We start from the raw sequence: 24,944 nt of genomic DNA, 5'->3' as shown, positions 1-24,944 counted from the left end.
ACGGGTGAGACAGGTGCTGCCCGTCTCACCCCTTGAAATAACGATGCGGTGCGAACGGCAGGGCGGCGACGGTGGCGGGCATGGCCTTGCCACGCACGATCAACTGCACGCGCGTGCCCACAGCGGCGGAAGCGGCCGTGACATAGCCCATGGCGACAGGGCCGCCGGCGGTGGGGCCGAAGCCGCCGCTGGTGATCTCCCCGATGCGGTTGCCGTCCAGATCCTGGATTTCGGTATGTTCGCGGGCCGGGGCCTTGCCTTCCGGCTGAATACCCACGCGCTTACGCGCCGGGCCTGCCGCCAATTGGGCCTGCACGATGGCAGCACCGGGGAAGCCGCCTTCCGTGCGGCGGCGCTTGGAGATGGTCCAGGTCAGGGCCGCTTCCACGGGGTTGGTGCCGGTGTCGATATCATGGCCGTACAGGCACAGCCCGGCTTCCAGGCGCAGCGAGTCGCGCGCACCCAGCCCGATGGCCGCCACTTCCGGTTCGGCCAGCAGCAGGCGGGCCAGCTTTTCGGCATCGGCAGCACCGACGCTGATCTCGTACCCATCTTCACCGGTATAGCCGGACCGGCTGATCTGCACGGGAATGCCCTGGATGGTGGCCGTCCGCGCGCTCATGAAGCCCATGGTCGCCGCTTCGGGCAGCAGGCGGGCCATCACCGTGGCCGCCGCCGGGCCCTGCAGCGCCAGCAGGCCGGCATCATCGCCCAGATATTCGATCTCAATACCCGCCGGCAGGCCGGCCTTCAGATGGGCCAGATCCTCGGCCTTGCAGCCGGCATTGATGACGACATAGAGGTGATCCTCGAACCGCGTCACCATCAGATCATCCAGAATGCCGGCCTGATCATTGGTAAACATGGTGTAGCGGATGCGACCCGGTGCCAGGGCTGCGATATCGCCCGGCACCAGCGCTTCCAGCGCCTTGATCACCGTATCGATATCGGCCCCGCGCAGGCGCACCTGCCCCATATGGGAAACGTCAAACAGGCCCGCCTTCTCACGGGTATGCAGATGTTCCTTCAGCACGCCCAGCGGGTACTGCACCGGCATGTCATAGCCGGCGAATGGCACCATCTTGGCGCCCAGTTCGACATGGAGATCGTAAAGCGGCGTGCGCAACAGGCTGGTGTCACCCAAGACGGGACACTCCCTTCAGGACAGGTTACGGCCGTCACGGGGATCGTCCCCGTGGCGGTTGCCCCCCTCTGTCCTGGCCCCTGAGAGATTCGCCGCAACCTTGTGGCTGTCAGCTTACTCCGTCGGTGGGCTGTCGGCTGGGATGGAATCCCGGCCCGCCTGCTTTCCAGATGCGCCTACCCCTTGCGGTCCTTTTGCCTGAGAGTTTCCGGGGGCGGTTGCTCCTTCGGCGCTGCCGCCCGGTTAAGGGCAACAGTCTCTCCCGCAAAGGGTAATCAGCTTTGCAACACACAAACTAAACAACCCACGCCGCCTGTCAATGGCGGCGTGGGAAGAGGCCCAATGCGGTAATTACCGGCCTTCGTTGGCGGCGCGGTTGGCGTCGGCCTGATCGGGGGTGATCTGGAAGCCGACCAGCACCTCATACCAGCGGGCATCCACCGTCTTGGGCACGGCAATCGACTGTTCCAGCGTCTCCTGCACCATGCCGGTGCCGCCATTCAGCGGAATGGTGGTGCTGAAATCCTTCTTGGTGATGATGTTCCGGTTGGGGTCCACCACCGCCACGAAATAGGTGACGGGCAGCGCGGTGGCGCTGCCACCTTCATTCACCCGGCCGGAAATATCCAGGTTCGCCGCGATCTTGACGTGGGTATCGTCATAGGCGCAGTTGGCGAAAATACCGGACAGCACCGCCACACCCTGATCGGTGCGCAGCGTGCCGGCATCGCGCAGGATACCCACATTGGGGCAGCCGGCCTTGAAGCCTTCATTTTCCGCGCAACCGGACAGGGCCAGCATCGCCAGTCCCGCACACGCGGCCATGCGCCAGGGGCGGGCGGCTTTCCTGGCCGGCGAACCTATATTATGGTCGGGCTGGGTCGTCATCGTGCAGGGGCTGGTCATCAAGCGTCCGTTCACTTCCACCATCCGGGACAAATGCCGCGCATCCCAGATACGAGCCTTCGACAGCCCGCCGCGGCGCGGCACCGCGACAATATAGAGGCCCCTTCGACGGCACAAGCCCGCCAAGAAGGGCCATTTCATGGCATCACCGACGATCACCATTCCGCCTTACACGCAGCGTCAGGAATTTCCCAGCATCATGACCGACATCACCGCGCCAGAAACCGCCGCCGCCCCGCCCTCTCTGCCGCCGCTGCATGTGCTGCTGGCGGCCCCGCGCGGTTTCTGCGCCGGGGTGGACCGGGCCATCCAGATCGTGGAGGTGGCGCTGCAGAAATTCGGCGCGCCCGTCTATGTGCGCCATGAAATCGTGCATAATCGCTTTGTGGTGGAAAGCCTGGAGGCCAAGGGGGCCGTCTTCGTGAAGGAGCTGGACGAGGTGCCGGATGACCGGCCCGTCGTCTTTTCCGCCCATGGCGTGCCCAAGGCGATTCCCGCCGAGGCGCAGCGCCGCAACATGATCTATGTCGATGCCACCTGCCCCCTGGTGTCCAAGGTGCATCGGGAGGCGGAGCGCCATCATGAAAGCGGTCGCGCCATCGTGCTGATCGGCCATGCCGGGCATCCGGAGGTGGTGGGCACCATCGGCCAATTGCCGGATGGTGCCGTGCATCTGGTGGAAACGGTGGAGGATGTGGCGACCCTGACGGTGGCCGACCCGGAGAATCTGGCCTTCGCCACCCAGACCACCCTGTCGGTGGATGATACGGGTGCCATTGTCGACGCGCTGCGTGACCGCTTCCCCAACATTGCCGGGCCGAAGCGGGAGGATATCTGCTACGCCACCACCAACCGGCAGGCGGCGGTGAAGCAGATCGCACCCAAGGCCGATGCGTTGCTGGTGCTGGGGGCGCCCAACTCCTCCAACTCCGTCCGGCTGGTGGAGGTGGCGCGCGGCCATGGCTGCACCCGCGCCATGCTGGTGCAGCGGGCCGCCCAGATCGACTGGCCCCGGCTGGACAAAATCCGCACCCTGGGCATCACCGCCGGCGCCTCGGCCCCGGAAGTGCTGGTGGATGAGGTGCTGACCGCCCTGCGGGAGCGCTTCACCGTGACGGTGGAAGAGGTGGTGACGGCGACGGAAAACGTCGTCTTCAAGCTGCCGCGTGTGCTGGCGGCGGAGTAAACTAAACAGCCGTGACCGGGCGCACAGCGCCCGGTCGGCCGGTGTGGCATTGACGGGGTGTGTGCCCCTTTACGCGGGCGCCATCTCCACCAGATAGGTGCGGGTCCAAATCCGGCTTTCACCGGGGCGGACCATCGCATCATCCTCCATGCCCGGCCTTCCGCCCTTACCCTTACGGCGGCGGCCTCGATCCGAAGGGACAGCCGATGCTTGCACCGACCCCCATCATCGCGGCTTGCCTTGCCGAAGAAACCACCAGCGTCGACAGCATCCTGGCCCGCCCGCCCATGGGCGATTCGACCTGCCCGGCCCTGACGGTGGCGCAGTTGCGCCGGGTGGTGCTGTTCATTGAGGATAATCTGGACGGGCCGCTGGCCCTGCCCCTGCTGGCCGCCCAGACCGGCCTCAGCCCCAGCCATTTCGCTCGGCGTTTCAAGGCATCCACCGGCATGGCGCCGCATGGCTATGTGCTGGCGCGGCGGATCAATGCCGCCAAGAAAATGCTGCTGGAAAGCGAGACGCCGCTGGCGGAAATCGCCGTGGCCACCGGCTTTTCCAGCCAGGGCCATTTCACCGGCATGTTCCGCCGCCATGTCGGCACCACCCCCGGCGGCTACCGTGCCGAACGGGATGAATGTTATGCCTGCCTGATGGCGGGGGAAGCGGCCTGAAAATGGCCCACCCTGTGTGAAGCAGGGCGGGCCTTGGAACCAATCGGATCAGATCGCCCGCGTCGCCTGTTCCAGCCAGGCGCGGTCCGCCCCCTCCACCAGCGGGGACAGTTCACGCAGAACGCGGGCGTGATAGGCGTTCAGCCAATCCCGCTCTTCTGCCGTCAGCAGCGACGCATCCACCATGCGCAGGTCGATGGGGCAGAGCGTCAGCGTCTCAAACCCCAGCATAGACCGTTCGGCCCCTGCGATTTCCACCGGCACCACCAGTTCCAGATTCTCCACCCGGATGCCGTAGGAGCCAGCCAGATAGTAACCCGGCTCGTTGGACAGGATCATGCCCGGCAGCAGCACGACGCCATTCACCGTCTTGCCGATGCGCTGCGGCCCTTCATGCACCGACAGGAAGGAGCCGACGCCATGGCCGGTGCCATGGTCATAATCCAGTCCCGCCTGCCAGAGGAACTGACGGGCCAGCACGTCCAGCTGAATGCCGGCCGTCCCCATGGGGAAGCGCACGCGGTTCAGCGCGATATGGCCCTTCAGCACCAGGGTGAAGTGCCGCCGCGCCTGCGCCCCCGGATCGCCCACCGCCAGGGTGCGGGTGATATCGGTGGTGCCGTCCAGATATTGCCCGCCGCTATCCAGCAGGAAGACGCTGTTCGGATCAACCTGACGGTTGGTCTTCTCATTGGCGCGGTAATGCACGATGGCGCCATTGGGGCCGGCGCCGCTGATCGTGTCGAAGCTGGGGCCGCGGAAATCTGCCGCCCCCCGGCGATAGGCCAGCAGCGTATCCACCACGGTCAGCTCATCCAGGCCGCCCTTCGGTGCCACCTCGTCAAACCAGCGCAGGAAGCGGACCAGGGCGGCACCATCGCGGCGATGGGCCGCCTTGGAACCCTCGATCTCCACCGCATTCTTCGCCGCCTTGGGCAGCACGCAGGGATCGCCGCCCTGATCGACGGCGGCACCGGCCTTTTCCAGCCGGTCGATCACCCACAGGGCGGCGGTGGTGCCATCCAGCCGGACCCGCGCCTCCTTGCCCCCCAGCGCATCCAGCGCCGCCGGCAATTCACCCGGTGCGCGGATGGCGACACCATTGCCCAGATGCTGCTCCAACCCAGGTGCCAGCTTGCGCACATCGACGAACCAGTCGACCTGCCCATCCCGGTGGATGATGGCGAAGGACAGCGGCAGCGGCGTGCAGGGCACGTCCGAACCGCGCACATTCAGCAGCCAGGCGATGCTGTCCGGCTGGGTCAGCACGGCGGCATCCAGCCGCAACCTGTCCAGCGAGGCGGCAATATCCGCGCGCTTATCAGCGGAATCACGGCCGGTCGCGGACAGCGGCTGGATATTGACAATGCCCAGCGGGGCCGGCGGCTGATCGGTCCAGACGGCATCGATCGGGTTGCCCTCGGTCGCCACCAGCTCAATCCCGGCGGGGGAAAGGGATGCCCGCATCTTGTCGGCCCAGCCGGCCGTATGCATCCAGGGATCGAAGCCCAGCTTGGCCCCAGCCGGCAGGTTGGCCGCCGCCCAGTCGCCGTGGAACTCCTCCATCAAGTGGTGATAGCTGAAATGGGCGGCCGAGACTTCCTGGCGGACCTGGATGGTGTACCGGCCATCGGCGAAGACGGCCGCCTTGTCCCGCAATACCACCACCGCCCCGGCAGAGGCGGTGAAACCGCTGATCCAGGCCAGCCGGCTGCCGCGCAGCGGCACATATTCACCCTGATATTCATCGGCGCGCGGCACCACGAACCCATCCAGGCCCCGGCGCTGCAATTCCGCCCGCAGCGCCGCCAGCCGGGCGCCATGATCGCCATGGGCCGGATCGGCCGGACGGGCAATGCCGGCCCGCAGCGCCAGCAACTGCTCGCTCAACCCATCGGACCGTTTCGCCGCGACCAGATCCAGCCAGGCATCCGGCAATTCCCCATCCGGGGCGGCATTGACGCCGGCGATCAGGTCACGGACATCGGCGACGCTGCGCGCCACCCCGGCTTCCCGCAGCAGACGGGCGAGATTTTCATCACCGCCATAGGCGGCCGTGGAGATGGAGGCGGACAAGGGTTGGGCTCCCGTTCTGGGCGGTATGGATTGGGCCAAAGGCTAGAGCGCCAGCGGTGTCGGCGCAAGCGCCACTGTACATTCGGTACCCACTCATATGCCGTAAGACATAGATAAGTTATCAGAGGGACAATCCTGAGAATGACAAGCCCGCTTCACAGTTTTGCCTTAATCAGGCAGCAGAAAAAGCGACGTCAGACAACGCTTGTTGAAAGTTGAGTTCGCATTCGGCTCCTGGGTATTCAAGCGGATTAATGTATCGAAGCAAGACATCTTCGTTGCAATTTAGCCACACCCGCCGATGCAAACAAATCAACCTCAATTTCCGAAGGAACCGCCCGTCAGAGGCGGCGTTGTTTGATCCGAAACGGGAGTTACCCCGGCACATTTGCCGGTCCTTATTCAGGAGGAATATGAGAATGAAGAAGTGGCATAACTTGCTCGCGCCGATGGTGTCGGCCGCCGCCTTGATGGTGGCGTTGCCTTCGCTGGCAATGGCACAGGATGGCGAGATCAAGACCGCTTCCGGTCCGTATCTGGGCCTGTCGGCCGGTTACAACTGGACCCGCGACACCAATGTAAATGCTGGTACTGCCCTCAACAGCATGGATTTCAGCGAAGGCTATACGGGCATTCTGGAAGGCGGCTATCGCTTCGATAACGGCCTGCGTCCGGCCCTGGAGGTTGGCTATTCCACCGATGTGGTCGACAAGATCACGGGCGGTCCGGTTGGCCGTTACGGCAGCGGCGGCAATATGAGCGCCATCACCATCATGGGCGTGGTGAATTATGACTTCCATACCGGCACGGCCCTGCGCCCCTATGTGAATGCCGGTGTCGGTCTGGCCCGCCTGCATATGGACCGCGTTGGGTCCCTGTCGGCCCCCGGCGTGCTGTATGATGATTGGGACAGCACCTTCGCCTGGCAGGTGGGTGCCGGCTTCTCCTATGCCGTGGCCGACAATATGGATCTGACCGTCGGCTATCGTTACCTGGATACCGACAAGGGCACCTTCAAGGCTGGTACCCAGCGTGCCAAGGCCGATTACCGCAGCCACTCTGCCCTGATCGGCGTGCGCTATGTCTTTGGTGCGCCGGAACAGGCGCCGGCCCCCACCCAGGTCGCACCGCCGCCGCCCCCGCCGCCGCCGCCTCCCCCGCCGCCGCCCCCGCCCCCGGTAGAGGCCCCGGCGATCACCCGCAACTTCACGGTCTTCTTCGACTTTGACAAGGCCACCCTGTCGGCGGATGCCCAGGGCGTGTTGCAGAACGTGGCGCGCGATGCCAAGGCCGGCAAGATCGTCAACATCACCGTCAGCGGCCATGCCGACACTGCCGGTTCCGCCCAGTACAATCAGCAGCTCTCGCAGCGCCGCGCCGAAGCGGTCCGCGAGTATCTGCTGAGCCAGGGCATGGGTTCCGCCCAGATCAGCGTTGAAGCCAAGGGTGAAACCGACCTGCTGGTGCCGACGGCCGACGGCGTGCGTGAGCCGTCCAACCGCCGCGCTGTCATCATCTTCCCGTAAGGTCAGCCGACCCGCTGATCTGATGGATTGATGAAAGCCTGAACGGGGGCGCGACCTGCCAAGGGTCGTGCCCCTTTTCATTTATCCAAGCTGTGGCTTGGCACAAAAAGAAATGGCGGGGCCAAAGCCCCGCCATCCCACTTAACACTGTACCTGTCGTCAGGATCAGAACTTGATCTGCGCGCCCATGAAAATGTAACGGCCCATGGCGTCGTAGGTACCCGGATAGGTATTGCCGTTGCCATAGACAGAAGCATAGGTGGAGCTGTTCATGATCGGCGGATCTTTGTCGAACAGGTTGTTGATACCGCCGGAGATGGTGACATTCTCCGTCGCGGAATAGCTCACGCCCAGATCGAAATAGTTGAAGGCGTCGATCTTGCGATCGATGGCGTTGATGTCACCCTTCAGCAGCGGGTTGGACGAGGTAGCCTCATTCTTCACCGAACCGACATAGCGCCAGGTCAGCGACAGGCTCAGATCCAACGGCGTTGCCCAGGTGGTGCGCAGACGGTGACGCCATTCCGGGGTGGGTACGCCGCAGGTGGAACCATGCAGGCCAACGCAGTCAAAGGTGCCTTCGCCCGGCAGCGGCTCCTGGATCGACTTGTCCATCCAGGTACCGGCCATCAGGAAGGACAGAGCACCGGCATCATTGACACCGATATCTTCCAGATCAAAGCTATAGCGGGCTTCCACGTCGATACCGGAGCTCTTCAGCGAGCCGATATTGACATTGGTGGCTTCGACATAGGCTTCCGGAACCGTGTGCAGGATGCCGGTCAGCGGATCACGCTTGACCAGGTTGCAGTAGGCGGGGTTGCCGGTCAGGCCGCAATTCGTCACCGCCAGCGCCGACGGCACAGTGGAGATAACGTCCTTGATCTTGATGTTGAAATAATCGACCGACAGCGAGAAGCCGCTCAGCACCGTCGGGGTGGCCACGAAGCCGATCGAGTAGGTGTCAGAGGTTTCCGGCTTCAGGTCCGGGTTGCCACCATCCAGCGAACCATACTGGCCGGCGGAATTGTCCAGGATCTTGCCATACTGGTCGGCGGGCACGTGCAAATTGGCGCACTGGGCGGCCGTGAAGGTCGGCTTTTCACCCGCGCAGGGGTCAGAGGACATGTTGAACAGCCCCTTGGTCTGCGGGGTGAACAACTCTTGCACGTTCGGTGCACGAACAGCGCGGTTATAACCGCCGCGGAAGCGGAGATCGTCCGCCGGTGCCCAGTCACCACCGATCTTGTAGGTGTTGGTGCTACCGAAGTTGGAATAATCGGAATAGCGGTAACCCAGGTCCAGGGTCAGCTGCTTGACGAACGGTGCATCTTCCACCAGCGGAACACGCATTTCGCCGAACAGTTCGGTGACATCGAAGCCACCCTCAACGCCCTTGGTCGCACCACCCTGGCCGGCCAGATCGCCGCTGGCAAAGGCAGAGTCCACGGTGCGGGACATGAATTCTTCGCGATATTCAGCACCCAGCGCGATGGCAATGCCGGTGGTGGCGGTCGGCAGGGTCAGGCCATAATCGCCCAGATCCTTGGAGACGCTGCCGCTGGCGATCTTCTGCTCAGTATAGCCGCGCTGGAAGCCCGGGGTCTGCAGGAAGGCCAGGGCCTCCTTGGTCACACCATTCGGAGTGAAGATATTGTAGGGCACGCAGTCGTTGGAGCTGTCACGGCAGACGAGATTGCCGGAGCTGTCACGGATGACATCCAACGCCTGACCGGTCCGGGAGAGCGAGAAGTCGTTATAGTAGGTCTCAGCGAAATTGACGCGGGCGTACTGGCCATAGACGTCATAGTCCCAGCCACCAAAGTCACCCTTGAAACCACCGACCATGCGGTAGGAGGTGTGCTGCAGGTCATCCTGACGGCCGCCACCTTCAACGTTACGGCGATAGACCGACGCCAGGAAGGTCTGGTTAGCGGTCGGCGTGGTGCCGCAAATCTGGGTCCGCTGGGCAGCGCTCAACAGGGCATTGTCGCAGCGAATGGTGAAGCGCTGACCGAACACGCCCGACGGGGCGATCTGAGCGACCGTCTGGTCGTTCATGAACATCAGCTGCGTATAGGCAGTGACATGTTCGTTGATCTGGTACTTGCCGAAACCACCCAGCGTGTAACGTTCGTCAGGACGCTGGAAGTAGTTGATCGGGCCGTAATTATACGTGTCGTTGCCGGTGAAGGCGCGGAACTGGCCCGTGCTGTTATCCAGCACTGCGTTGGCCATCGTACCGCTGGCGCCAACCACAACCAGGCGGGTCGGGAAGGTCGTGCCGGAACCGGCGCAGGTGAAGGCCGTATCGGTCGAACCCAGGGCGCAGGCGGAATAGTCGCGCTTGGCCTGGGTGATCGGGTCGATCTTGCGATAGCCGGCATAGAGCGTGACGTTGCCGCGACCATCCTCGGTGGAAGCACCCATCACGACGGTGGCGTCGCGGGTGAAACCGTCGGTCACGTTGTCATCGGGCAGCGGGAAGCCGCGGGTGCGGACAACGTCGCCGACCTTGTTGTTGTTGTTATGCTGGTAGAAGGAGAACTGATAGTCGAAAGCAACGCCTTCGAAATTGTCCTTCATAATGAAGTTCACAACGCCGGAGATAGCGTCGGAGCCATACACGGCGGATGCACCACCGGTGGCCACTTCGACACGCTCCACCAGCGCGGAGGGAATCTGGTTGATATCGGGCGCGGAACCGCCTTCACCCGGAGAACCGGACGGCAGACGACGGCCATCAACCAGCACCAGGGTGCGTTCCGAACCCAGGTTACGCAGGTCGATCGTGGCGGTACCGGTGGAACCGTTGGAGACGGTGCTGGTCTGGGTGGCGAAGGCCTGCGGCAGCTGATTGATCAGATCTTCAACGCGGGTGGTGCCGCTCAGCTTGATTTCTTCCTGACCGACCGAGGTGATCGGGCTGGTGGAAACCAGATTGGGGGAGGCGATACGCGAACCCGTGACAACGATTTCTTCTACCTGATCCTGCGCCATGGCGGGCAGCGCCGGCAGGGTCATCATGCCAGCAGCGGCACCGGCCAGCAAAAGGCTGCGCACGGACCGCGACGGATATACGGACTGCTTCATCTATCTCTTTCCCTTGTTCAGACGCCCTTGTCGAACGCCGCATTGGGTTGCCCTTAATCCCGCGATCCACCCCGGTTGTGTCCGGATAGACCAACGGGCCCCGCCCTTATGATGGGAAAGGCGGGCCGCATGGCTGCTGCCCGCAAATAACAATCTAATCGCTCGCGCTTGCAATAGGTGTTTCACATCGGTGACTCAACATTGCTCAAGACCGTTGCAGTTTTGCACTCCTCGAACCGAGGGATGCGTGTTTTTGAACAAAATTTGCGCAGAGAGCGCAAATTGACAGCAGTGGCCGTAACCATGCCGTTACAAACTGGCAACACGCACCCCGGCCTGTCAAAAATCCTTCTCTTGCACTGCAAAAATCGTTGCCAATGAAACAGATAGCGCCTGCCGGTCGCGTGCGTCAGCATCGGCCAGCAGGCGCGCCACCTCGGGTTGCCACCGTGTGCTAAGACGCCCCACGGACAGCAGATCCCCACGAATCGTCAGGTTGAGGGAGCGGCGCAGATCATCCAGCGTGGCTTGATGAAGGTCGCGGCTGGCGACCCAGGCATTGCGGCTGGTGCGGTCCACCCAATGGGCGGCGCGCAGGGTTTCCAGCATATCCGAAATGATGATGCTGCCCACGGGAATGCGCGCCGCCAAGGTTTCCCGCCGCACCCCCACCCCCAGTTTGGCGGCGCGGTGCAGTTCGGCCAGCACGGCCAGGGCCACCACCAGCCGGTGCCCGGACAGCAGCCCGTCGGCCCCGCCCTCTGTCATCCGTCCCGCCCGCCATTCCGGCAGGGTTGCTGTCAGTTCTGCGCCGAACAAAACCACCGACCAGACGGTGTAAAGCCAGAACAAGAAGATCGGCACCACCGACAAGGCGCCATAGATGGAGGCATAGGTGGGGAACAAAGTGACGTAGAAGACAAAGCCGGCCTTGGATATTTCTGTCAGCAGCGCTGCCACAGTCCCGCCGGCCAGCGCATCCCGCACCATCACGTCCCGGTTGGGAATGGCCAGATACATCACGCTATAGGCCAGCACTTCTGCCGCGAAAGTAACAAGCGTCCAAAGCAGGGTCAGGCCCGGCGCGCCCGCCGCCTGGGCCTGTGCCACGATACCGGCCCCCACCGACAGGCTGGCCCCCATCAACAAGGGTGTCATGGTCAGCACTGCCCAAAAAGAGAGCAGTCGTGTCACGAAGGGGCGCGGCTCCACCTGACGCCAGATGCGGTTGAACGCTGTCTCGATGGAGAAAAACAGCAGAATCGAGGTGACGAACAGGCCGATGGCGCCGAATCCGGTCAAGGCCCCGGCATTGGCCATGAATGTCGATGCATAGGTGTGCACTTGGTCGCCCACCTGCGGCACCAGCGTCTGGAACAGTAGGCTTTCCGCCTGTTGCCGCATCCGGCGATAAGCGGGAAACGCCGTGAAGATGGCGAAGGTCACGGTCAGCAGCGGCACCAGGGCCAGCAGCGTTGTATAGGTGAGCGAGCCGGACATGATGAAGCCACCATCGCGGCTGAACCGGCGCACCGTGTGGGCAATGATCGCCCCCGCATCGGTCAGCAACCGCCAGGGTCGCCCATCCTGCTTTCCTGCCAACTGTGCCATGATGCCCCGCATCAGTGCCCCCATTTCCGCCACCCGGCTTCCAGCCGCATCCGTTTGACCCTTATGAACGTTCGTGTAGGATGCGCGCCAATTATGGCCACGCCGTGCCTCCCCCGCAGACACGGCAAAGGCCATGCTGGAGAGCAAGAGAATGAGCAATACAGCAACCGTCACCACCCCGGTCACCGGCACCCTGATGCAGGGCAAGCGCGGCCTGATCATGGGCGTCGCCAATGATCGTTCCATCGCCTGGGGCATTGCCCAGGCCGTGGCCGCCCAGGGCGCGCAGCTGGCCTTCACCTATCAGGGCGAGGCCCTGCTGAAGCGGGTAAAGCCGCTGGCCGAACAGGTGGGATCGGACATCCTGCTGCCCTGCGATGTGACGGACGAGGCCAGCATAGACGCCGCCTTCAAGGAGATTGAGGCGAAGTGGGGCGAGATTGATTTCGTCGTTCACGCCATCGCCTTTTCCGACAAGAGCGAGCTGGACGGGCTGTATCTCAATACCAGCCGGGCCAATTTCCTGCGCACCATGGACATCAGCTGCTATTCCTTCACCGCCGTCGCCCAGCGCGCCGTGCCCCTGATGAAGGAAGGCGGCAGCCTGCTGACGCTCTCCTACTATGGGGCGGAAAAGGTGATGCCGCACTATAATGTGATGGGCGTGGCCAAGGCCGCCCTGGAAGCCAGCGTGATGTATCTGGCCAACGATCTGGGCCCGAAGGGTATCCGGGTCAACGCCATCTCCGCCGGCCCGATCAAGACGCTGGCCGCCAGCGGCATCGGCGATTTCCGCTATATCCTGAAATGGAACGAGCTGAACTCGCCCCTTCGCCGCAACGTCACCATCAACGAGGTGGGCAATAGCGGCCTGTACCTGCTGTCCGATCTGGGTGCCGGCGTGACGGGTGAAAACCTGCATGTCGATGCCGGCTATCACACCGTTGGCATGGTGCAGGTGGATGCTGCCGTAGAAACCGGCAAGCTGCTGGCCGGCATGGGCGAGGGCTGATCACATCATGGCGGGCAACAGCTTCGGCACCCTGTTCCGGTTCACCACTTTCGGCGAAAGCCATGGCCCCGCCATCGGCTGCATCGTGGATGGGGTGCCGTCGCGCCTGGCGTTGGATGAGGCGTTCATCCAGTCCTTCCTGGACAAGCGCAAGCCCGGCCAGAACAAGTACGTCACCCAGCGGCAGGAGCCGGATCGGGTGCAGATCAAATCCGGCGTGTTCGAGGGTGTCACCACCGGCACGCCGATCATGCTGTTCATCGAAAACGAGGACCAGCGGTCCAAGGATTACGGTGACATCAAGGACAAGTACCGCCCCGGCCATGCCGACTTCACCTATATGGCGAAGTATGGCATCCGCGATTACCGGGGCGGTGGCCGGTCCAGCGCGCGGGAAACCGCCAGCCGCGTGGCCGCCGGTGCGGTGGCCCGCCGCGTGCTGGAACAAGCCGGCCCCATCAGTATCCGCGCCGCCATGGTGCAGATGGGGCCGCACAAGATTGACCGCAGCCGTTGGGACTGGGATCAGGTGGACCAGAACCCCTTCTTCTGCCCCGATCCGGTGGCGGCCCAGCAATGGGCGGAATATCTGGAAGGCGTGCGCAAGGCCGGGTCGTCCACCGGTGCGGTGATTGAGGTTGTGGCCTCTGGCGTGCCCGCCGGCTGGGGCGAACCGATCTATGACAAGCTGGACAGCGACCTAGCCTGCGCCATGATGACCATCAATGCCGTGAAGGGTGTTGAGATCGGTGACGGGTTCGATGCTGCCGCCCTGACCGGCGAAAGCAATGCCGATGAAATGCGCATGGGGCCGGACGGCAAGCCGGTTTTCCTGTCCAACCATGCCGGCGGCATTCTGGGCGGCATTTCCACCGGGCAGGATATTGTGGTGCGCTTCGCCGTGAAGCCCACCAGTTCCATCCTGACCCCGCGTCTGACCGTGGATGTGAACGGGAATGAGACGGAGATTCTGACCAAGGGCCGGCATGATCCCTGTGTCGGTATCCGGGGGGTGCCGGTGGGGGAGGCCATGATGGCCATTGTGCTGGCGGACCATTACCTGCGGGCGCGGGCGTTGGGGTAGGCAAAACCGGGCTACTGCCCGGACCCGTCCGGAGGCACCGCCTCCGAACCTCGGCCTTTTGCAGCAGCGACATGGCGGCCCCTTGACCTTGCCGCCGCCGGCACCGATGTTACGCGCCCATCGTTTCTGCCGCAGGCCGCCCATCATGCCCTATGCCTCCTTGCGCGATTTCATCACCAAGCTGGAAGAAACCGGCCGTCTGGTCCGCGTGAAGGAGCCGGTTTCCACCCAGTTGGAAATGACGGAAATCCATACCCGCCTGCTGGCGGAGGGTGGGCCGGCAGTTCTGTTTGAAAATGTCATCAAGGCCGATGGCAGCAAAAGCACCATGCCGGTGCTGATCAACCTGTTCGGCACGGTGGAGCGCGTGGCCTGGGGCATGGAGCGCGAACCGCACCAGTTGCGGGAGGTGGGCGAGACCCTGGCCTTCCTGAAACAGCCGGAGCCGCCGCGGGGCCTGCGCGAAGCCTTCGCCATGCTGCCGCTGGCCAAACAGGTGATGGCCATGCGCCCCGGCTCCGTCTCCAAGGCACCGTGCCAGGAGGTGGTGTTGACCGGCGATGAGATCGACCTGTCTATCCTGCCGGTGCAAAGCTGCTGGCCGGGGGAACCGGCCCCGCTGATCACTTGGCCGCTGGTCGTCACCAAGGGGCCGACCCATGATGACAAGGACGGCAAGCGGGAGGATAATTTCAACCTCGGCATCTATCGGATGCAGGTGCTGGGGAAGAACAAGGCCATCATGCGCTGGCTGAAACATCGCGGCGGCGCCCAGCATCACCAGCGCTGGAAACAGGCGGGCAAGCGAGAGCCGTTGCCCGCCGCCGTGGTGCTGGGGGCTGATCCCGGCACCATCCTGGCGGCCGTCACGCCCGTGCCGGACACCTTGTCGGAATATCAGTTCGCCGGCTTGCTGCGCGGCAAAAAGGTTGATCTGGTGGAATGCAAGACGGTGCCGTTGAAGGTGCCGGCCACGGCGGAGATTGTGCTGGAAGGCTATGTCAGCCTGGATGAATATGCCGATGAAGGGCCCTATGGCGACCATACCGGCTATTATAATTCGGTGGAGCCGTTCCCGGTTTTCACCGTCACCGCCATCACCATGCGGCGTGACCCGATCTACCTGTCCACCTTCACCGGCCGCCCGCCTGATGAACCCAGCGTGCTGGGCGAGGCGCTGAACGAGGTGTTCATCCCCCTGTTGCAGCAGCAATTCCCCGAGATCGTGGATTTCTGGCTACCGCCGGAGGGCTGTTCCTATCGCATCGCCGTGGTGTCGATGAAGAAGGCCTATCCGGGCCACGCCAAGCGGGTGATGATGGGTGTGTGGTCCTTCCTGCGCCAGTTCATGTACACCAAATGGGTCATCGTGGTGGATGATGATATCAATGCGCGCGACTGGAAGGATGTGATGTGGGCGATCAGCACCCGCATGGACCCCGTGCGCGACATCACCATGATCGAGGGCACGCCCATCGACTATCTGGATTTCGCCAGCCCGGAAAGCGGCCTGGGCGGCAAGGTCGGCATGGACGCCACCAACAAACTGCCCCCGGAAACCCACCGGGAATGGGGGGAGAAACTGTTCATGGATCAGGGCGTGGTGGATAAGGTGAGTGAGATGTGGGGCAAACTGGGTCTGCCGGGCAGCGGCAAGCCGATCTGGAAGTAAGGATAGACTGGCCCATCGGCGGGGGCGTTCCCCGCCGATGGGCGCCATGCCTACCCCTGCGGATAAAGCGTCAGCGTGCCTTCCAGCAGATTGAAGGTCACGGTATTATCGAAGAACGTCTTGATACTGGTATTGACGTAGCCGAACTGCTTACCGGGCTTGGCGGCGGTCAATTCGGTGGCGGTGACAGGGAAGTCACCGTCCCCCGTGCCAACGGTGAAGCCAGCCGTCACCGCAGGCGCGAAGGCAACGGTCGTATTCGCAATCACACTGAAATTATTGTTGTTCTGCGTCAGGAACGAACCGATCTGGCCCCCCGTTCCTGTGGAGAGAGGACCATTCTCCCCAAGATGGATCATCATGCCTGGGCACCCGGTATCCAACACCATGGGAACATTGGGAAGTGTGAAAAGGCCACCAGTGCTTTGATCGGTCAGCGTGAACGCAGCACTCACCTGTGCCTGGGCAAAGGTGTAAAGGAATGGCATCACCTGGCTGGCACCGGCCGGGTAAGGCTGCGGTGCCGCCGTGGGGTTCATGTAAACCGTTGACGGATTGCTCCCCGGAATAACCGGGGGCGGGCCAAGGGTCAGGGTTCCCTGCTGAATGGTCTGTCCCAATGGCCATGACTGCGAGTCCGGTACAGGCCCCAGATCAATCGTGAATTGATTGCAGAAAGGGGCGGGGAACTGCGGCAAGACCGCCAGAACAGGCGCCCCTTCATTGGTACCGCTGTTCGCCGCGTTACCCAAACCAATGCCAAAATCCCCAAAGAAATAATTATCCAGGGGGCCACTCATAATAGGTCTATTGTTCTTGATATCGACATTGGCAGACGTCAATGACTGACACCAATTTTCTGCAAAATTTGATTTATTACTATTTATCGCATCAACAATTGCACCAACATTGACCGTCACAGCAGGAACAGACCCTGCCTGATACTCATTCGTCTCACTTGAATAAATGTAGCTGTTCCCTTCAAAGGTCAGGGTCGCCGGCGTCGATACAGCCGTGTAGCAATTGCCGCTGGAGTAGTTCTGGGTGAAGTTGGCGATCCCAGCAGGCGCCTGGAAATCCGTCCACCAGGCAAGCGACGGCGAAGTGCCTCCGTTGCTTGCTGGAATTTCTGCAGCCGGATAAAAGCCAGAGGCACCGGTATCCAGTTCGTACAGCATGGCCAAGCCGCCATTGATGGCGATCTTGATGCCCACCTTTATCTCACCGGGAGACACCTGAACCAGATAGAGCGGAATCTGTACAAAGGGCGCGTTGGCGGTCATGGCCTATACCTCTGGGTCAAAAAATCCAGAGATATATAACCCTAGGTAGAAAAACATACAGACGAATTCGAAAAAAGACAGAATTGATCTTATTTGCTCACATTTGACAAAGCTGAGACCCTGGTAAGGGTTCGCCATAGGCCATCAGCGCCGTGCCATGCGGCCTACTGCCAAGGCTCCCAGTACACGATCCATATCCGCGTCACCCGCCAAACATGCGGGTGACGTGCCTCACGTCCCCGGACGGCCCATCTTGAATTTCGTTGTCTCTGAAATGGTGAAGTAATCCGCCGGGCCGCCACCGCGCAGCACGGGTGCGGATTTCACCGTGTCATAGACACCGCCCTCAATCAGGCTGTGATGGATGCGGATCAGCACCGCCTCCCCCAGCACCAGCCAGGTGTCGATCGCCGCCCCCTGGTGGTTGGTCAGGCGGATCAACTGGGTCAGCCGGCATTCGAAACTGACCGGGCTTTCCGCCACATAGGCGGCGTCGATCTTCACACAGGCGGCCGGGGTCAGCCCGGCCAGTGCGAATTCATCCACTTCACGGGAAACCATCGCCGCCGTTTCATTCATCGGGCGGGCCAATGGCTCTGTCACCAGATTCCAGGCGAAAACCCCGGTTTCCTGGATATTGGCCACACTGTCCTTCCAGCCGGTGCTGGCAAAGCCGATGATCGGCGGGCGATAATTGAACAGGTTGAAAAAGCTGTAGGGGGCGAGATTGTTGATCCCATCCGCCCCCCGGCTGGAAATCCAGCCAATGGGCCGGGGGGCGACAATGGAATTCAGCGGATCATGCGCCAAACCGTGACCGGCGGCGGGTTCATAGACATGAAAATCCGCCATCGTCCGGCCCTTCTGTTATTCCGCCGCCGCCCGCGCGGCGGCGCGGTGCAGCGCATAATCCCGGATTTCCGCCACCAGCAGCGACAAATCCCGGCGCAGCACCTCAAACCCTTCATGAATCTCCAGCGTTTCCTCGTTCATATAGAGGCGCCGGTCGATTTCCAGTTGCAGGGAATTACGCCCCCGCGTCGGCAGGCCATAGCGGCGCACCAGTTCGACCCCCTTGTAAGGATCGTTGATGCGCACCTTGTACCCCATGCCGCGCAGCTTTTCCGCCACCATGCGGGTAAAGCCCGCCTCGCAGGTGGAGCCGTCGCGGTCGCCCAGCACGAAATCCGGCGTCTCCCGCTCCGGCCCGATGACGAAGCTGGGCATGGAATGGCAATTAATGTGATAGACCGTGCCGAACCGGGCGTAGAGATCATCCAGCGAGGCCGCCAGTAGATCATGGTAAGGCCGCCAGTAATTTTCCAGCCGGTCCATCACCACCGAAACCGGCAGGCGACCATCATACATCGGCATTCCGGGGCGGCAGAGATGGCGCACCAGCCCCATGCCGGCCAGGCTTTTGCCCGACGGGTTCACCGGAAACGGCCATTGCCCATCCAGCATGGCCGGATCGATATCATCCGGCGCGCGGTTGGCATCGATATAGGAGCGCGGGAACAGCGCGCAGAGATAGGTTGCCCCGAAATCCGGCACCATGTTGAACAGCTCGTCCACATGGGTATCCTCTGCCTGACGCAGCAGCGGCAGGGGGCAGACGAAATTGAAATCGGCCGGGTAGCGGGTGCCACTGTGCGGCGAATCGAAGAGGACCGGAATCGGCGCACCGACCGGATCATGCCGGACGACGACATCGTCGATTACCAGACTCATCGGCGCTCTCTCAGGCTCAAGGGGCAGGCTCCGCCTAACGGACACGGAAGGCGGGGAAACTTGCCATCCGTCTTTCATCAAACTGTCTTGGAACCTATACAGTCAAGACCGCCCCCCGTCGAGGGGCAAGCCGTCATGCCAGACCGGCGCACCGGACCGCAAACCCATGATGCAAAAGGCAGTTGCGGATGAAGAACCTTCCACCCGTCTGCGTGCCGCCGCCCGATATATCCCCCCATCAGGCGGGAAACGGGGGCATTCCCTATGTCTGGCAATTTGACAGCGGCCATCCCGGTCCGCATGTCGCCCTGGTGGCCCTGATGCATGGCAATGAATATGCCGGCGCCATTGTGCTGGACCAGTTGCTGCGATGCAACATCCGTCCCTGTCGGGGCCGGTTGAGCCTGATCTTCGCCAATGTCGCGGCCTTTGGGCAATTCGATCCGCGCTACCCCGCCCAGTCCCGTTATGGGGAAGAGGATATGAACCGGGTCTGGGCGCCGGAACGGCTGGCGGGGTCGGCCCGCACAGCAGAACAGGCCCGCGCCCAGACCCTGTGGCCAATACTGGCCACGGCTGACCGGGTGCTGGACCTGCATTCCATGCTGCATGATCCCATCCCCCTGATGCTGGCCGGGCGCAGCGCCGCCGCGGCCGCCCTGGCGCGGGAACTGGGGCTGCCCGGCTGGATCGTGGCGGACCAGGGCCATGCCGATGGCACCCGGCTGATCGATCATCCGCATTTCCTGAAAGGCGAGGCCGTGGCGCTGCTGGCAGAATGCGGCCAGCATTGGGCCGCCGATACGGTGGCCACCGCCTGGGCCATTACTGCCCGGTTTCTGGATATGTGCGGCATGGTGGCAAAACCTGCGCTGGCCCCATGGCTGCCATCCGGCCCCTACCCGCCGCCAAGGCTTGTCCGGGTGACGGAAACCATTACCGTGGGCAGCGAGCAATTCCGTTTCGTAAGGGAAATGAACGGCATGGAGATCATCCCCGCCGCCGGCACCCTGATCGCGCAGGATGGTGACCGCGCCATCGCCACCCCGCATGATGATTGCGTGCTGATCATGCCCAGCCGCCTGCCCGCCATCGGCCATACCGCCGTGCGGCTGGGTCGGATCGAGAAATGAGCGATACAGAGAACAAGCCGCCCCGGCGCGGCATTCCCGGCCGCGCCTTTCTGACTGCGCTGTGCCTGGGGGCGGGCGGCGGCTATCTGTTCTTCCGGCTGCATGTGCCGCTGGCCTTCATGATGGGGGCCATGCTGGCCACCACCATGGCGGCCCTGTTCCGGCTGCCGGTGGGGGTTCCGCCCGTGCTGCGCAGCTGGATGGTGGTGGTGCTGGGCATCATGCTGGGCAGCGCCTTTCATCCCTCCCTGCTCTCCCATATCGGGGAATGGGGCTACAGTCTGGCGGGCTTGGGGCTTTACATCATCGTCTGTGCCAGTGCCGGCCTGTTCTATCTGAAAAAGGCCGCCGGTTATGACCGGGTGACCGCCTATTTCTCCGCCATGCCGGGCGGTTTCAATGAAATGGTGATGATGGGCGGGGCGATGGGCGGCGATGACCGCACCATTGCGCTGGGCCACAGCCTGCGGGTCATGCTGGTGGTGCTGACCATCCCCTTCGCCTTTCAGGCCCTGCCCGGTTATGACCCGGCCGGGCGGGACTGGAGCCTGCGCGGCCTGGGGCCCGGCCTGCTGGACCTGCCCTGGCAGGATTATGCCATGATGGCGCTCTGTGCCGCCGGCGCGCCGCTGGCCCAGCGCCTGCGGGTGCCGGCGGGGATGCTGGTCGGCCCGATGCTGTTGAGCGCAGGCCTGCATCTGGCCGGCTTCATGGCCGGCAAGCCGCCGGGCCTGCTGGTGGCCGCAGCGCAGGTGGTGATAGGGGCCAGCATCGGCGCCCGCTTCGCCCGCGTGCCTCTGGTCCAGATCGCCCGCACCTTGCTGGTCGCCATCGGGCTGACCATTCTGCTGCTGTCGGTGACGGTAGCGATGGCCACGCTGCTGCATCTGCTGACCGGGCTGCCCTTGCCGGGGCTGATCCTGGCCTATGCGCCGGGCGGGCTGGCGGAAATGAGTCTGGTGGCCCTGTCACTGCACGCCGACGTGGCCTTCGTCGCCACCCATCATATTGTGCGCATCATGCTGATCGTGCTGCTGGCCCCGCCCGCCTTCCACCTCTGGCGCCGCTGGGCGGAGAGGCGGGAAGCGGCGGCGGGGACCAAAACCCTTACATGAACTGCGCGCGGCGCAGCAGGTCGTAGAAAATCCGCAACGCCTGGGCCTGTTCCTGCGGCGTGTTCAGCCCCTCCACGAACTTGCCGTCGAAATTGGGCTGGCGCAGATGGCCGATGATCTGGTCGCGCACCATCTTGCGCGCCTTGGGGCTGGACAGCACGTCATTGGCGGCGAACTGCATCAGCCGGGTGGCGCGGATGCGCAGGTTGGCCGAGGGATCATCCAGCTTTTCAATGACGCGGGAAGTGACGATATAATCAGCGACAATAGCATCCACCCGGTCGGCCAGTTCCGCCGCTTCCGCCAAGCCACTCTCATTGACAGAGCGGTAGAGCGAGGCCATGGCCTGCATCTTCGGCTTCAGCGGCACCTGAATGCCAACCAGCCGGTTAACATCCTGCCCCGGCCCCAGCAGCGGGCGCAGCCGGCCCAGCACACTGTCCTTTTCCCGTTGGCCCAGATCCGTGCCCGCCAGTTCCGCCAGGAAAATGGCCCGGTCGCGGCCAGAGGGCAGCATGGCGGTCACGCCATCAATGGAAAGCCGCCGCCCCTCCCCACCGCCTTGCTCCAGAAAGCGCAGATAGCCTGTGGTCAGCGCCTCCGCCATGCGGCGGCCGCCATTCAGGCCCTGCGGCGTCATCGCCCGCGCCACCAGGGCGGCATAGGCGCTGCGGTTGCGCTCCGGGTCGCGCGCCAGGGGCTGGGTGCCCTTGATGGAACGCAACAGCCCTTCAAACACCACCTGCCGGCATTGCGGCGCATGGCCGATGGCGATCCAGCGGCTGAGCACCTGGGTGATGGCGGGGGCCATTTCCCGTTCCTGCGGCTCAAACGTGCCTTCCAGAATATCCAGGATGCGGTTCAGCGCCGTGCCCAGGTCGGGCTGACGGCCCAGCATATCCTGGATGACACTGGGGAAGCTCAGCGCGTCGGCCACCAGCGTGTCGATGATATGAATATGGGCGGGTGCCTGGCTGCCGGAATCACCGGCCGTTTCCAGCAGCCATTCCACCTTGCCCAGCAGGTTGCGGATCTGCACCAGATCGCGGCAGAGCACCACCTTGGACAGGTAATCGGCCATGTCGGTATCACCGGCGGCCAGCGTTTCCGCCTTGGTCATGACCCCCTGGAAACCATCCTGCTTGATGGTGAAGGTGGCGCGTTTCTGCGCCTCCTCCGCCTTCATCCGCAGGTCGGTCAGGCTGCCATAGATCATGTCGCGCCGTTCGCGCGCATCCTGACCGGTAGTCTTGCCCTGGATGGTGGCAATGCGCCCCACGGCCACCGGGATCATATTTTCAAAATTGATGGCCCGCTTCATCTCCCCGGCATTATAAAGCAATTCCGAGGCGGTCAGCGCCTTCTCCTCCAGATATTGGCGGAGCATCCGGGAAATGATCTGCCGGCTGTCATGCTGAAGATAGTCGCGGCTTTCCGTACAGACCGGCGCTTCCTCCACCGGCTGCACGGTGATGGGCTTGGCCTTGGGTGCCCGCAGTTCGGAAAAGATGATCGTATGGGTGGCGGGCATACCGGGGGCGCCGGCGAAATCGCGCACAATGCGCATCCCGTCGCGATTGACCAGCAATTGCTTGACGAGATCGCGCGCCTCCTCCTCGGTGGCAAAGACATCCTCGATCACCCAATGATCGACCTTGAAGCTTTGCACCTCGAAATTCAGCCTGCGTCCCGCTGCCGCCTTGTCGGACGTGCCGATCAGACTGGACAGCCACATGGCCCGTGCCCCCTATACCCCTCTAACAGATATATACCATCGAACAGGTTCGATAAAAAACCATCTATTTTGGGGTTAACCCATACGGGGAGCAACGCAAGCAAGGGTTACTTGGGTCGGCCCTTGGTCCATGTAGGATTGGCCGCGAAGAGTGGGACGGTGCTGATGGACATCTTGGCCGAGGCGTCCTTCACCTGCCGGCTGTAGACGACATAGATCAGCGTATCGTTCGACTTGTCATAGATGCGGCGCACGGCGATCGACTTGAAGATCAGGCTCTTGCGTTCAGAGAACACCTCCTCCCCCCGCTTGGAGAGATTGATCTCCCCCACCGTGACCGGCCCGGTCTGCCGGCAGGCGATGGAGGCGTTGGAGGGGTCTTCGAACCAGTTGCCCTTGGACAGCCGGTCGATCAGCGACCGGTCGAAATCCACAATATGGCAGGTCACCCCCTGCACGGCGGGGTCGGTGAAGGCGGTCACCTTCAGGCCATTGCCGGTCCAGTCATTGCTGAATTCCCCCACATCCTCCTGCGCGGCGGCAGGCAGGGCGGCGGCAAGCGACAGGGCGAGGCAGGCAGCGGACAGCAGCGGGCGGATGGACATGGTGCAGATGACCTCGAAAGCCGGGGGACGGCGCAGGCTACGCCGCTGCCCGTGACGGAGCAATGCCAGTATCCCATGATTTGATGGAACCAGCAGCGCAACCTGATGCGGGCTGGCGCGTTGTCACCCCAGCATTGTCACGGGGGATCAGGAACAGGCATGGTGGATCGGGCGGGGATGACGCGGGCCCTGGTGGCCCGCACGGCGCCGGCTGCGCGCGGATCGGAACAGGTACGCCGGTTGCAAACCTGGCTGCTGGGCGGGCTATTGGCCTTGGCGCTGATGTATACGCTCTATTTTGCCCGCGACATCCTGCTGCCGGTATGTCTGGCGGTGCTGCTGGCCCTGCTGCTGCGCCCCCTGGTGCGGCTACTGCACCGGCTGCGCCTGCCGGAACCGCTGGGGGCCGCCCTGATACTGCTGCTGGCCTTGGGGGCCTTGGGGGCCGGGGCCGGCAGCGTGGCCGACCCCGCCGTCGGCTGGGTGGAACGGGCGCCGCAGGTGATGGAGACATTGCAGGTGCGGATGTCCGGGCTGGAACGCACGCTGGCCCCCGCCCGGCAGGCGACGGAGCGGCTGCAGCGCATGACCCGGACAGAGGCAAACCAGCGCGAAGTGGTGATGCGCGGGCCAGCGCTGGCCGATATCATTCTGGGCAAGGCGCAGAACTTCGTGGCCCAGGGGCTGGGGGTGGTGGCGCTGACCTATTTCTTCCTGGCCTTCGGCAAACAGTCGCTGCGGGCGGTGCTGACCTCCCTGCCCCGTCGGGATGACCGGCTGCATGTCTCCGACATTGTGCAGACGGTGCAGGTCAATATCACCGCCTATCTGGCCACCATTACCCTGATCAATGCCGTGCTGGCCCTGGTGACGGCCGGCATCATGTGGATGCTGGGCGTGCCCAGCCCGCTGCTCTGGGGGGCGATGGCGGGGCTGTTCAACTTCATCCCCTATCTGGGGCCGGCCGCCACCACTTTGGTGCTGTTCGCCGTGGGTGTGGTCAGTTTTGACAGTTGGACGCAATCGCTGTTGCCCGCCCTCTGCTTTATCGCCGTCACCTCGGTGGAAGGCAATTTCCTGACGCCGATGATTGTCGGCCGCCGGCTGACCCTGAACCCGATTTTCGTCTTTGCCACCGTGCTGTTCTGGGGCTGGCTTTGGGGCATTGCCGGCGCCCTGCTGGCCGTGCCGATTCTGGCCGTCACCAAGATCCTGTGCGATGCTACCCCACCCTTGCGCACCGTCGGTGCGCTGCTGGGCGGGATGGCACGCGAGGGAGAGGTTAAACCCTTATAGAAAATCGGCCTTTCGCGGTTGCGAAACCCTGGTACGCCTCCCCTCCATACCCCATATTGGTGGAT

Annotated in this window: 19 protein-coding genes and 1 riboswitch; of the genes, 9 read left to right on the top strand and 10 right to left on the bottom strand. The window is 63.1% G+C overall.

Features of this window, described 5'->3' with window-relative positions:
- Positions 1-25: 25 nt before the first annotated feature.
- Together gcvT and CHB97_RS01440 are read right to left on the bottom strand one after the other, a co-directional pair.
- Positions 26-1,144, bottom strand: coding sequence for a glycine cleavage system aminomethyltransferase GcvT (gene gcvT, locus CHB97_RS01445; RefSeq protein ID WP_089286152.1), 1,119 nt, complete (start codon positions 1,142-1,144; stop codon positions 26-28).
- Between the two features lie 176 nt (positions 1,145-1,320).
- A riboswitch (glycine riboswitch) is annotated at positions 1,321-1,419 on the bottom strand.
- A gap of 76 nt (positions 1,420-1,495) precedes the next feature.
- On the bottom strand, positions 1,496-2,050 hold the full coding sequence (locus CHB97_RS01440; RefSeq protein WP_143270661.1) for a hypothetical protein: 555 nt from the start codon (positions 2,048-2,050) through the stop codon (positions 1,496-1,498).
- 199 nt (positions 2,051-2,249) lie between these two features.
- Between CHB97_RS01440 and ispH the strand changes: the two genes are divergently transcribed.
- Together ispH and CHB97_RS01430 are read left to right on the top strand one after the other, a co-directional pair.
- Positions 2,250-3,236: a 4-hydroxy-3-methylbut-2-enyl diphosphate reductase gene (gene ispH / locus CHB97_RS01435; RefSeq protein WP_089286150.1), complete on the top strand. Its 987-nt coding sequence runs from the start codon at positions 2,250-2,252 to the stop codon at positions 3,234-3,236.
- 206 nt (positions 3,237-3,442) lie between these two features.
- Positions 3,443-3,907 (top strand): helix-turn-helix domain-containing protein, encoded by a 465-nt coding sequence (locus CHB97_RS01430; RefSeq protein WP_089286149.1) that lies wholly within the window; start codon positions 3,443-3,445, stop codon positions 3,905-3,907.
- A gap of 48 nt (positions 3,908-3,955) precedes the next feature.
- Here CHB97_RS01430 and CHB97_RS01425 read toward each other — a convergent pair whose 3' ends face one another.
- Positions 3,956-5,983 (bottom strand): aminopeptidase P family protein, encoded by a 2,028-nt coding sequence (locus CHB97_RS01425; protein WP_089286148.1) that lies wholly within the window; start codon positions 5,981-5,983, stop codon positions 3,956-3,958.
- 419 nt (positions 5,984-6,402) lie between these two features.
- Here CHB97_RS01425 and CHB97_RS01420 point away from each other — a divergent pair, with 419 nt between their 5' ends.
- On the top strand, positions 6,403-7,509 hold the full coding sequence (locus CHB97_RS01420) for an OmpA family protein (RefSeq protein WP_089286147.1): 1,107 nt from the start codon (positions 6,403-6,405) through the stop codon (positions 7,507-7,509).
- Between the two features lie 165 nt (positions 7,510-7,674).
- Here CHB97_RS01420 and CHB97_RS01415 read toward each other — a convergent pair whose 3' ends face one another.
- Together CHB97_RS01415 and CHB97_RS01410 are read right to left on the bottom strand one after the other, a co-directional pair.
- Complete coding sequence (locus CHB97_RS01415) at positions 7,675-10,602, bottom strand: TonB-dependent receptor (RefSeq protein ID WP_200819771.1); 2,928 nt, start codon at positions 10,600-10,602, stop codon at positions 7,675-7,677.
- A gap of 339 nt (positions 10,603-10,941) precedes the next feature.
- On the bottom strand, positions 10,942-12,225 hold the full coding sequence (locus CHB97_RS01410; protein WP_244559340.1) for a YihY family inner membrane protein: 1,284 nt from the start codon (positions 12,223-12,225) through the stop codon (positions 10,942-10,944).
- A 139-nt stretch (positions 12,226-12,364) separates the two neighbouring features.
- On the opposite strand from CHB97_RS01410, the gene fabI reads away from it, so the two are divergent.
- The 3 genes from fabI (at position 12,365) to CHB97_RS01395 (ending at position 15,981) form a co-directional block, all read left to right on the top strand.
- A complete protein-coding gene (fabI, locus tag CHB97_RS01405; RefSeq protein ID WP_089286146.1) occupies positions 12,365-13,225 on the top strand; it encodes an enoyl-ACP reductase FabI in 861 nt (286 codons plus the stop codon).
- Between the two features lie 7 nt (positions 13,226-13,232).
- Positions 13,233-14,309 (top strand): chorismate synthase, encoded by a 1,077-nt coding sequence (aroC, locus tag CHB97_RS01400; RefSeq protein ID WP_089286145.1) that lies wholly within the window; start codon positions 13,233-13,235, stop codon positions 14,307-14,309.
- Between the two features lie 145 nt (positions 14,310-14,454).
- On the top strand, positions 14,455-15,981 hold the full coding sequence (locus tag CHB97_RS01395; RefSeq protein ID WP_089286846.1) for a UbiD family decarboxylase: 1,527 nt from the start codon (positions 14,455-14,457) through the stop codon (positions 15,979-15,981).
- Positions 15,982-16,031: 50 nt separating this feature from the next.
- Here CHB97_RS01395 and CHB97_RS01390 read toward each other — a convergent pair whose 3' ends face one another.
- The 3 genes from CHB97_RS01390 to CHB97_RS01380 all read right to left on the bottom strand — a co-directional run bounded on the left by CHB97_RS01390 (position 16,032) and on the right by CHB97_RS01380 (position 18,995).
- Positions 16,032-17,264 carry a hypothetical protein gene (locus CHB97_RS01390; protein ID WP_089286144.1) on the bottom strand — a complete coding sequence of 411 codons (1,233 nt, stop codon included), beginning with the start codon at positions 17,262-17,264 and terminating at the stop codon, positions 16,032-16,034.
- Positions 17,265-17,495: 231 nt separating this feature from the next.
- Entirely contained in the window at positions 17,496-18,116 is a 621-nt protein-coding gene (locus tag CHB97_RS01385) for a flavin reductase family protein (protein ID WP_089286143.1), read from the bottom strand.
- A 15-nt stretch (positions 18,117-18,131) separates the two neighbouring features.
- Positions 18,132-18,995, bottom strand: a complete 864-nt coding sequence (locus CHB97_RS01380) for an N-formylglutamate amidohydrolase (protein ID WP_089286142.1) — start codon at positions 18,993-18,995, stop codon at positions 18,132-18,134.
- 188 nt (positions 18,996-19,183) lie between these two features.
- Between CHB97_RS01380 and CHB97_RS01375 the strand changes: the two genes are divergently transcribed.
- Together CHB97_RS01375 and CHB97_RS01370 are read left to right on the top strand one after the other, a co-directional pair.
- A complete protein-coding gene (locus CHB97_RS01375) occupies positions 19,184-20,128 on the top strand; it encodes a succinylglutamate desuccinylase/aspartoacylase family protein (protein WP_089286141.1) in 945 nt (314 codons plus the stop codon).
- The gene (locus tag CHB97_RS01370; RefSeq protein ID WP_089286140.1) at positions 20,125-21,243 is read left to right on the top strand and encodes an AbrB family transcriptional regulator; all 1,119 of its coding nucleotides are present in this window, start codon (positions 20,125-20,127) and stop codon (positions 21,241-21,243) included. The genes CHB97_RS01375 and CHB97_RS01370 overlap by 4 nt, the downstream gene beginning before the upstream one ends.
- On the opposite strand, the gene CHB97_RS01365 is transcribed toward CHB97_RS01370, so the two are convergent.
- Positions 21,236-22,978, bottom strand: coding sequence for a hypothetical protein (locus CHB97_RS01365; protein ID WP_089286139.1), 1,743 nt, complete (start codon positions 22,976-22,978; stop codon positions 21,236-21,238). The two genes, CHB97_RS01370 and CHB97_RS01365, sit on opposite strands and share 8 nt — an antisense overlap.
- A 107-nt stretch (positions 22,979-23,085) precedes the next feature.
- Positions 23,086-23,583: a CreA family protein gene (locus CHB97_RS01360; protein ID WP_089286845.1), complete on the bottom strand. Its 498-nt coding sequence runs from the start codon at positions 23,581-23,583 to the stop codon at positions 23,086-23,088.
- Between the two features lie 159 nt (positions 23,584-23,742).
- Between CHB97_RS01360 and CHB97_RS01355 the strand changes: the two genes are divergently transcribed.
- A complete protein-coding gene (locus CHB97_RS01355) occupies positions 23,743-24,879 on the top strand; it encodes an AI-2E family transporter (protein WP_160105464.1) in 1,137 nt (378 codons plus the stop codon).
- Positions 24,880-24,944: the final 65 nt, after the last annotated feature.

The sequence above is a fragment of the Azospirillum sp. RU38E genome (assembly GCF_900188385.1).
In the GTDB taxonomy this organism is placed as follows: Bacteria; Pseudomonadota; Alphaproteobacteria; order Azospirillales; family Azospirillaceae; genus Niveispirillum.
The sequence above is the reverse complement of the archived record's forward strand: the minus strand, read 5'-3'. Positions and strand labels throughout refer to the sequence as shown.